We start from the raw sequence: 10,009 nt of genomic DNA, 5'->3' as shown, positions 1-10,009 counted from the left end.
GTACTGGACTGCTTCTCCCGCCGCATCATCGGCCATTCCATCGACATCCGCCAGACCACCGAACTCGTGGTCGATGCGATGGCCGCCGCAGTAGCCCGCCGCAAACCCGCAAAGGACGCTACAATCCTGCATTCAGACCACGGGACTCAGTTCACTTCCTGGACGTTCGGGAAGCGGCTCCGGGACGCAGGGCTCCTCGGCTCTATGGGCACGGTCGGTGACTGCTACGACAATGCCATGATCGAGTCGTTCTGGGGCTCGATGCAACTCGAACTCCTCGACACCAGGAAATGGCAAACAAGAGCCGAACTCGCGGCCGCAGTGTTTGAATGGATCGAGTGCTGGTATAACCCATTCAGAAGGCATTCCAGCCTCGAAATGCTGAGTCCGGTGGACTACGAGGAACGACACCGAACCTCGAACCCGGCCACCTGACCCATCTCACCCCAGCTGTCCGTGCTACGGGGGGAACCTCAAGTGAAGTCACGGCAGCGCACAGATGATCCAAACGAGCGATCACTCTCCGTACAGCATCGGGCTGTCATCCGACCCTGTCGGTGCCGCACGTATGCGAGCCGCGACATGACGAAAGGTCACGCTGGCAATAGTCGCGGTAGTACGCGCTCCGCGGCATGAGCGGACGTAGCTAGCCTCCAAATTCATCCCGACGTCACCAGATCCGGGGAATCTCAAGGAGCTGAACGCCGCCGTGACGGCAGACCGCGGTCCTTGGCTTCGGCAGCGGTCCCCCATGTGGGTTCGCCCGATCCGCTGGCCCATACCCCCGCGCATCGCGGCTGCTGTTCTGGGCGATCGGCCGACAGGTGCGGGTCCTCCCGGCGGGGATACCACACGACCCGTCTTTTCAGTGGCTGTCCGCGCCTTCTGGGAGCGCTTGAACGAGCTCAGACCACGCAGCTGGCCAGGGCCCGCTGCATGGGATAGAGGTGACAGAGCGCGGCGAAGGACGGAACGGACGCTTTTCTCCTTACAAAAGGACGGCTTCGTCAGCCTTCATGGCCGCACCGTGTCATTCGCGGATGACGAGAATTATCCGTCTCCAATCGATCACCTGGTCATCGGACCCACCGGTGTTTTCATCATCTATTCGGAAGAATGGGATAAGCGTTTGCCGGTTCGCGCGCTATCTCCCCCTCTTCGGCTCTTGCATGGGCCCTTCGACAAGAGGGCCCGACTCGATGAGGCTCAACAGGCGGCGGATGCGGCGAGTCAGTTGCTCAGCGCCGCAACTGATCTTGAAGTTCGCGTAACACCTGCTCTCGCGATCTTCGGACCCACTGTGCCTTTTAAAGTCCTCACCATGCGGGGTGTGGATATCTACAGTGGAACCAGAGTTCGCTACTACCTGCGCTCCCGAAAAGCACAAGGTCTGACCGGTGTAGAAATCGAAAGCATCCTGCAGGCCGCCCGGACAGCGTTTCCCGCTTCCACCCGGTAACAGCCGGGCGCATTTAGGCCCGCTGACCTGCTCGATGGGACTGTACGGGTAACCAATCACAACCTGGACACACCCACGCTGGGATCTGGCGCGTCAGAAGCCGCCCGCCTCGAGGTTTCTTGGTCCACAGCGCCGAGAATCGCCTTGGCTGGAGCTTTCAGAACTCACGAACCCAACCGCCAGGTCCGCACATGCGGCGTAGTCCCACGCCGGGTATGCAGCTCAGCGCCACCTCGACCAAGCCCGGCTGCTCGCCGAAGGAGCTAGAGGGATTCACGCTCGCCCCTCCTCCTCGCCCCCGGTACCCACCTGCAAGGTCGAGGGGCTGAGCCATCGCAGAAGATGATCGAACACGTGGCCAAGAGCAGACGCTGGAAGTGGATGCCTAAACCCGGGTGTCCGCATGCGGGCATCTGTAGTCGATGACCTGTGTTGAGGAGTGGACGGGGGCGATGATGTTGGACGTGGCGGTGCGCGTACTGATCTGGGCCGGTGGACTGATCGCGGTGGCATCTGCCGTCGGTTTGGTCGTGTACTTCGCGGTCAAGGGATTCCGCTGGGTAGATATGGTCGGCGTGATAGGTGCCGTGGTCGGCATCGTCGGACTGGTGATAGGAGTGACCGGAATGATCCTGGCCCGCCGTGCCGGGTCATCAGACCAGTCGGCCGCGCAAGAGCAGGCGGTACAAGCAAGAACGACAGGAGAGCAGCCAGTGCGCTCCGGGCGGGCCGCTGGCGACCAAAGCGCCGTGTCCCCAAAAGGTGACAGCGCAACTAAACATTCGATGAAGGCCCGCGCCTCCGGACACAGCCGAATCTACCAAGCCGGCGGAGATCAGCACATCAATGATCAGTGAACGGTCCGCAGCTGACTTCCCCGGCCAGTTTCCGGTCGGCGCTCGGAAGCCCTCCGGAACGGCTTGATCAGTGTAGCCGTCCCCAACCGGAGGACAGATCGAAGGCCGACCAACGATTCTAGAACAGTCTCGTCATCCGCCTTGCCCGCGTCGCACTGATCGCATTCCTCCGCGGCAGCGCCACCACCATGGGCGCTGGCCTTGTCAGCTTCACCATCTGGTGGGTCAGCCGCTAACTTAGACGGTCCTGGAGCTCCCGACGCCAGGGCCATCTCAATGGTCCGCTCGTCGGCAGTACCAAGCGGACTGCGGCAGTAGAGTGCGTGCGTTTGACGGCCGTCAGTCGTTCGCGGCTGCGCTGGATGCCCCTGAGGCGGCGTGGAATCCGACGAGGCCGGGGGCACGAAGATCTGGAGAGCAACCTTCGCGGTGGTAGCGGCTGTTTCTGCTGGTGAACATCTTAAGGCCCGGCCAAGCCTTGACGATGATCGTCGCGGCTGGATCGGCTGGATCGTTCAACGCGACCCAACCGTCGTTGCGGCGTCTGCGCTCCTGCGTCGACCGCTATCGGATCGGGGTGATTCCGGCCAGGTGGATGACCTTGCGGATCTGTTGGAAGAAGGACCGGTCGGGGTCGGTGTCGCTGGTTCGCCATGCCTTGAGGTGGTCGGCCAGGGTCTCGAAGTGGCGGTCCAGCGGGCGGTGTTCGGGGGCTCGAGGGCGGTGTACGTCGGTGTGGGTGATGAACTGTTCCAGTACCTGAGCGGCGCGTCGTACCTCGTTGCGGTGGTTCAGCGTCATGGGCGTGGGGGCCATCACGTCGCAGACGTGGAGGCGGCACAACATGACTCCGCAGTCGTAGTACCGGACACCGGGAGGCCCGACAGCGATGCGTGCGGCTTGCATGAGGTGCTCGAGCCGCCGCCTGGTGCGGGTTCTGCTGAGGATCCAGCCCATGATGAGGTCGCTGCTTCGGCTGGCGTCGACTTTCGGTTGGTTCTCCTGGGTGGGGATGCCTTCCAGCGCGTCCTCGAAGATGTCGATGAGGGACGGATCGATGTTGATGTCGTTGAGCCGGTCGACCGCCCAGTCGCTCCGGTCCCTGATCAGCAGGGCTTCGCGGCCGGAGAAGAGGTAGAGGTTGTCCTCCTGGATCTCGGAGTAGCCGCTGTAGACCTCCTCCAGTTCGAAGCCGAGGCGGAGGTGCCAGGGCGACGGGTCGCCCGGTGGGACGTTCGTCATTCTTCGCTGGTCCTTTCCCGGACGGTTGCGGCGACGACCGTTGAGTGGTGGACCGCTGGCCCAGCCTTGCCAACGAGCTGGTCCAGCTTCTCCATGCACATGATCGTGTAGTAGTCGGCGAACTCGCCGAGGACGTGGGCTGCCTGGACGCATCGCCGGAGCCCGTTCACCTGTTGATCGAGGTCGGTGGTGAGCATGGCCTCGGTGTAGCTCCGCCACCATCGCGCGTAGTCCGGATCCAGCACCTCGAGACGGGCCATCGCGGTCTCCGCTCCCGGCCGGTCGGACCGGCCGATTAGGGCGATGACCGTGGCGCCGAGTGCGAGGCGGGCGCCGACCGTGTCACCGGCCCGCCGGAAGGCGTCGACCGCCTCCTGCGCGTGAGTAAGCATCTCTTCGTAGTCGGCGGTCGCCAGCGGTGAGTTGTTCATGACCAGCAGGAAAAGGCCCAGCTCGGCCTGCCCCTGGGTGCGGGCGCCGCGAGGACCGTCTGTAAGCGGACTCAACCGTGCGATGGCCCGCCGCGCACTCCGGATCTGCCGCTCGTCGCGTAGTGGGCGGGTGAGGTCGAAGACGGCCGTGCCGGATCTGAGCGTGGAGAGCGGAACCTTACTACCGGGGTCGCCCGTGGCCAGCCGCAAGGACGCGAGGATGCCCAGCTGCCGCACCAGCGCGGCGAGGTGGACGCTTCCGTAGTCGTCGACCAGTTCCCGGTAGAGCTCGACCGTGCGCTCTGCTGGGGGACAGGCGGCCGGGTGGTCGCCGACCTGTACCAACCGCGCCACCAAGTTCTTGAAGGCGACCGCCAGCTGGTTCAGATACTTCGGCCGGTCCTGCCCCGCCAGTGCCTCGAACAGCGCACAGGCCCGCCTGGTGCGGGCCAGCGCGTCGTCGTGGCGTTCGGCGGCGGCGAGCCGGTTGCCGTGGTTGGTCAGCGCGACCGCCAGTGCCGGGGTGTGGGTCACCGGATCGGCCTCGGCGAGTTCCTCGTACATCCGTACCGCGCGGTCGGACTCTGCCAGCGCCTCGCGATGCTCGCCGGCTTCGGCCAGCCGGACCGCGTGAAGGGTTAGTGACTCCGCGACCTGGGCGTTCGTAGCGGTCTCGGACAGCCGCTTGCGTATTGCGAGCGCACGTTCGGATGCAGCGAGCGCCTCGGCGGGCCGGCCCGATTCGGCCAGGGAGACCGCGTAGTTGTGAAGCAGTCCGGCGAACTTCTGCAGCTGCTGCGGATCGGGCGCATCGGCCAGCTCCTCCTGCAGTGCCACGGCATGCTCGGAGTGGCTTATCGCTTCAGCGAATCGGCCGACCTGGCTGAGGTGGTGGACATGCTTGAACAACGTGTCGGAAAGCGCCAGCAATGGCGCGGGGCCTGGCGCGTCGACGGCCAGTTCCTCCCGCATCCGGACCGCTCGCTCCGACCAGGTAACGGCCTCGATCGGGCGGCCCAACCGGTCGAGCAGCGCCGCATGGTTCGCCAGGGTACCCGCGAACGCATGTAGATTGGCCGCCCGGTCACCGGGACTGAAGTCCTCGAAGAGAGTGACGGCCCGCTCGATGCAGACGAGGGCCTCGGCGGTTCGGCCGACCTCGATCAGGCAGGTCGAGTAATTGGTCAGTGCCAGGGCGAGCCGGGGCAGGTGGGCCGCCGGCGCGGTCGCGGTGAGTTCCTCGTACTGTTTGACCGCCTGTCCTGCGGCTGTCATGGCCTCGGCGTGCAGCCCGGCGTGGAGCAGCCGCATGGCGTGGTGGGTGGTCGCACTCGCGAGATCGGGCAGGTAGACGCCGCGGTTCGCGGAAGCAAGTTCGCCACGTAGCGCGACGGCTCGTTCGCTCTGCTCCAAGGCCTCGGCATGCCGCCCAACTTCGGCCAGCTTGATCGCGTAATTGTTGATCGACGTCGCCAGCTCGGGAAGGTACCTGGCGCGGTCGGACTCGGCGAGCGCGGTGCGCAGTTCGACCGATTGGGAGGACAGCGTCAAAGCCTCCTCCGCCTTACCTGCCTGCCGCAACCGGGCCGCATGGTTGTCGAGCGCATTGGCCCAACCGGCGTCGTCCCGCCCGATCCCGGCCCTGGACAGCCCCTCATAAAGGGCCACCGCTTCGCGGGAGGCGGCCATCGCGTCGGCCCGCCGGCCGACCTGATCGAGCCTGAGGGCGAGATTGTTCATGGCCTCGGCGAGGTCCTCGCCCCAGAATCTAGTGCCGTAGAGCGCTCCTTCGGCGGCGTCCTCCATTGTCCGTACGACGAAGTCCGGCGAGTTGGGATTTGGCAGGAACTCGAGGACCTCCTCGGCATACCGCAGCGCGTCGTCGTGACGTCCGACCGCGGCCAGGTCGTCCGCGTGGTTGGACAGCGCTCCTGCCAGCAGGCTCCGGGCGCCGAAGCGGTCGGCGGCCACGAGCCTCCGGCCGACCTCAACGGCGAGCCCGGACTGTTCCAGCGCCTCACCGGTCCGTCCCGCGGCCGCGAGCCGGTTCGACAGCGCGAGGCGGAGACGTGCCTCATCGTCGAGATCTTCGGTCTGCGGCAAGGTCCGGGAGGCCCAGGCGAGGTCGATCGCGGCGGCGCCGATATCCAGGTCGACATGTCGCCCTGGGGGCAGCAACTGTTTTACGGCGGCCAGGATCTCGTCGGGGAGGTCGTCGATCGAGGCGAGGCTGGACAGTGTGGCGCTGCCGGCCTCCAGCGCCAGGGCCGGGTCGGAACGCAGCAGTGGGTAGAGGACCTTGCCACGGAGGTGCGGCCAGCGTTCGGCGGCCGAGGTGAGGAACAGCATCGCCCGCCCGACGACCACCGGCCGCAGATCCTTCCCCTCGGTCAGCAGCGTGGCCGGGACGTTCTTGGCCCAGGGATCCGGATCGTAGGCGCTGATGTCGTGGCCCGGAGTCAACAGGGCGATGAAGTCCTCGGCCAGCCGGTCGGGGTAGAGCGGCTCCAGGACCAGTTCGCGGTCGCTCGGCGGGTAACAGAACCGGTGGTCGACCAGCAGGTCCTGCGGATGCCCGGGCAGGTCCAAGCGCCGGATGGCCCGCGACCCGCAGTCCTGGTCCACCGCCCCCGTCAGCGCGGCCGTGAAGACCGCGCGGGCCATGACGGCAGGGCGGGTCTGGAAGTCCTGCCCGTGGGCGCCCGCCTCGAAGAGCCGCTGCCAGACCTGGTACTCGCGATCGAGGAGGTACGCCGAGAGCTCGTGGGGGCTGGTGGGGGCCTCCGCGCCTCGGCGGAACGCGTCAACCGCGACCAGCGCGGCCATCTGTACGGTCAGCGTGAGGCCATAGTCGGGGTGATCTGGCAGAACGGCAGGCGCGGACACGGCACTGGCGTCCTGGAGGCCGTAGAGGTCGGCGAACCGGTCCCGCGCGGCGCGGAACATGGCGGGCCGGTCCTCGCCGAGCGGCGTCAGCAGAAGATCGCCGGCACCGGCCCGGAGGTCGGCCAGCACGCCGCGGAGGCCTGCGAACCATCGAACCGTCCGCCCTATCAGCAGCACCCTCGTGGGCCGCTCCTGCTGGAGCGCCGGATCCGACAGCAGCCGTTCCAGCTCGCTGAGGGCCCAGCGGTCGGCGTAGTCGACGACCAGCAGAACGCCGACCGTGTCCACCTCGGGGACACTCGGCTCGCCGCGGTGCGTCGGCAAGGTACCGGCCTGCAACACCTGCCACCGCCGGTCACGGGATCGCTCGGCGAACTCGCAGGCGAGCCGGGTCTTGCCCTGGCCGCCGGGGCCGTGCAGCAGCAGCACCGACAGATGGCCGTCGGCGTCCCGCCATTCCCCGAGCCGCCTCAGTTCGGTCTGGCGGCCGACGAACGGGACCACCTGACTCCGCGCGCCCAGCAGGCGGCTCGGCTGCTCCAGCAGCCACTCCGTGTCGGGTGGGGCAGAAGCGACAAGATCGCCGATGAGATACGGACGGGTCCGCCCGTGGTAATGGAAGTTCTGGTCTCCGCCGGCCTGGAAGATCCGGGCGCTGCCAGCGGCGGTCGCCTCAAGGTGGACGTCTCGGTCCTGGCCTGCTGCGCCGTCCTGGCCCGAGGCGGGATTCATGGATCAGCTCTCGGTGATGTGCTGGTCGCGGCCGGCCTGGAAGATCCGGGCCGCCCCGGAAGCCCTCGCGCGCATCGACGTCCCCGGGGGTGCGACCCCGTCATCCGCCGCCACCTCGCCGCCCGAACCAGCCAGGTCCGGGACTGGGCTCGAAGGCGTCCGGGTACCGGTGGAGCCGCCCAGGGACCGTGCGTCGTCGGGCAGGCAGACCCACGCCGTGGTCCGGGTCTCCTTCACCTCGACCTCGATCTGGCGGTAGGTGTCCGGGCGGCTCGCCGGAGTGTGGCGGATGACGTCGTGGTAGATCGGCTCGGACGCGATGACCGCGACCGACCCCGAACTTGTGGCCAGCGCGTCCCTGAGCGGACGCGCGTCCAGAAGGCGGAACGCGGCGTTTACCGCGTCGCCGACCACTCCCCGACCATCGTGCTGCACCTCTCCCGCGTGCACCGCGATCCGCAACCTGACCTGTGCCTGCACGGCGTGGACATGGTTGTGCTCGGCCAACGCGGCCGCCAGGGCCCACGGCAGATCACGCACCACACGGTCCTTGGGGACGTCCGGACGGAACAGCAACAGCAGCCCGTCCCCACGGTCCTCGTGATAGCAGTCCGCCCACGTCACCCCACAGGCGCCCAGAGCAGCCTCAACCGCGTCGTACATCCCGTCGTGCGCCGCGACCCGATGCGCGTCGGACCGGTCCGAGTCGGAGAAACGCTCGATGTCGGCGCAGAGGATCAGCCGGTGCAGCCGCGACATCCAGGTCATCTCCACCCGCAGCACTCCTCCCCGCACCCATTCACGACACCTGGGACTGGTGGGGCTCAGGCTAGCCCTGGCCGTCAGCCGACTCTATGTAGAAAGTCACATTCCGCCAGCTCGCTCGCCGACCACCTCACCGCGTACGGCATCGCCTGAAATGCTGGCCTGTCCGCTGGCCGGGGATTAGGACTTGCCGGCACCGGGCGGGTGTTGTTCTTGTTCTTGGCCGCGATGGCCGAAACCGAACGGGAGAACGTCCGCGAAGCCACCCTGGAGGACTGAACGCCGCCGCAAGGGAAACCGCGGCGGCCGGCCCCATGATCATCGAGGACATCCCGCACACCCGTGCTCCGCCACCAACCCACTGCCCGGCAACCTGTTCCACGAGGTCATCGCCCTCCACACCGAACCGGGCGACACCCTCACCTTGATGACGGCGACCGTCCCCGCAGCCGCGGCGGTTGGGGCTACCTCGACCCGGCACCGGCCACATCACCCCGCCCCACCCGCGAGCGACACGTTCCGGCACGCATGGTGATCCCTCAACACGCACCTCGCCTCGCCGACGCGCGGCCCGCGCGGAAGCCGCTACTGACTGTCCCGGTCCCCCCGCGGCCCGGTCCGCGCAGCTCGTCACACCCGCGCCGCCCTAGACACCGCCGAACACATCGCCCGGAACTCGGCAGAGTGCGCGGTCAGCGGCAGATCCGGACGTCATTATCGCCGATGTACTGCGAGGTGGTCATGAAGCCCGACTCGCCGCTCCCCACAGGTAGTAGGCGGGGAGTCCGCGCTGTAGCCCGGACCGATAGATCCCGACTCCCGCGTCTGGCAGCACATCACCGAGGTGCCGAGCCTGGACGGCCTGAGCCTTGCGGAACAGTTCCCCGACGGTGAAAGCATTGCCGTTGTCCGCGTCAACTCGAACGCCTGCCTTGGTGCCTCCGCCGGGTCCGAACGGCAACAGGTAAACCCGGGACGCGCTCAGCTCTGCCCTAGTGTCAGTGACCCGACCGGCATCGCCCGACGACCACGTCATCGCCACGTCCTGCACCGCGGCGAACGGCAGGTCAGGCCGGTGCACCGCCAGCTCGTCGGCTGTCAAGGGCGCCGTTCCCAGATGTGTCGCCTTCTCTATCACCGTGGACGCCGTGGTGACGTAGTAGCTGATGCGCTGGCGCCTGATCGCTTCGAGATCTGCCAGGCCCCATGCCGCGAGGTGTGGCCACCAGGCGTCATACATGACGACATCGCTGTCGCAAAGAAGCACCCGCAGCGGTCTGTCGTCGTGCGGGAACCGGAACACGGCCCCCGGCTCGATATCAGCTGCCTCCACGCGCGCAGCGTAGTCGCTTGGTGGATCTGAATCCCTGTCACCCTGTCGGCTCGCGATGCACTGTTCTCGGCAGAGCCACGCGGACCGCCGCATGAGCGGACGTTAGGTACAGATCGATCGGTTTGGTCACGCACTGTAAACAGTCGGGACGGCAAAGATGCAGGTGTGCATCTACACGTGGGGTGCCATGCCACATCCTCCCTCTCCGTCAGGGATCCGGCAAGGTCGTGAAATGAGGGTGTGACCTGCGGGGTCGCTGGTCCGGTAGGCGGGTTTGGGGGTTCGCAAGTAGCGGGTGGGGCCC

Annotated in this window: 7 protein-coding genes; 3 read left to right on the top strand and 4 right to left on the bottom strand. The window is 66.9% G+C overall.

All coding sequences use genetic code 11. The features are described from left to right. From ACGFIS_RS37205 to ACGFIS_RS37195, 3 genes are all read left to right on the top strand, one after another. Positions 1-435 (top strand): IS3 family transposase (locus tag ACGFIS_RS37205; protein WP_392973982.1); only part of this gene is annotated, 435 nt, incomplete at its 5' end. A 316-nt stretch (positions 436-751) separates the two neighbouring features. Next, positions 752-1,459, top strand: a complete 708-nt coding sequence (locus tag ACGFIS_RS37200; protein ID WP_392973981.1) for a nuclease-related domain-containing protein — start codon at positions 752-754, stop codon at positions 1,457-1,459. Positions 1,460-1,911: 452 nt separating this feature from the next. Continuing rightward, the gene (locus ACGFIS_RS37195; RefSeq protein ID WP_392911470.1) at positions 1,912-2,316 is read left to right on the top strand and encodes a hypothetical protein; all 405 of its coding nucleotides are present in this window, start codon (positions 1,912-1,914) and stop codon (positions 2,314-2,316) included. A gap of 564 nt (positions 2,317-2,880) precedes the next feature. On the opposite strand, the gene ACGFIS_RS37190 is transcribed toward ACGFIS_RS37195, so the two are convergent. The 4 genes from ACGFIS_RS37190 to ACGFIS_RS37175 all read right to left on the bottom strand — a co-directional run bounded on the left by ACGFIS_RS37190 (position 2,881) and on the right by ACGFIS_RS37175 (position 9,705). After that, positions 2,881-3,558: a hypothetical protein gene (locus ACGFIS_RS37190; protein WP_392911468.1), complete on the bottom strand. Its 678-nt coding sequence runs from the start codon at positions 3,556-3,558 to the stop codon at positions 2,881-2,883. Then, positions 3,555-7,607, bottom strand: a complete 4,053-nt coding sequence (locus ACGFIS_RS37185) for a tetratricopeptide repeat protein (RefSeq protein ID WP_392973980.1) — start codon at positions 7,605-7,607, stop codon at positions 3,555-3,557. The genes ACGFIS_RS37190 and ACGFIS_RS37185 overlap by 4 nt, the downstream gene beginning before the upstream one ends. A gap of 3 nt (positions 7,608-7,610) precedes the next feature. Then, positions 7,611-8,381, bottom strand: coding sequence for a hypothetical protein (locus tag ACGFIS_RS37180; protein WP_392911464.1), 771 nt, complete (start codon positions 8,379-8,381; stop codon positions 7,611-7,613). Between the two features lie 730 nt (positions 8,382-9,111). Next, positions 9,112-9,705, bottom strand: coding sequence for a hypothetical protein (locus ACGFIS_RS37175; RefSeq protein WP_392911462.1), 594 nt, complete (start codon positions 9,703-9,705; stop codon positions 9,112-9,114). Positions 9,706-10,009 lie beyond the last annotated feature (304 nt).

The sequence above is a fragment of the Spirillospora sp. NPDC048824 genome, from assembly GCF_043198455.1.
Taxonomy (GTDB): Bacteria; Actinomycetota; Actinomycetes; order Streptosporangiales; family Streptosporangiaceae; genus Spirillospora.
This window is presented reverse-complemented; position numbering and strand designations above follow the sequence as displayed.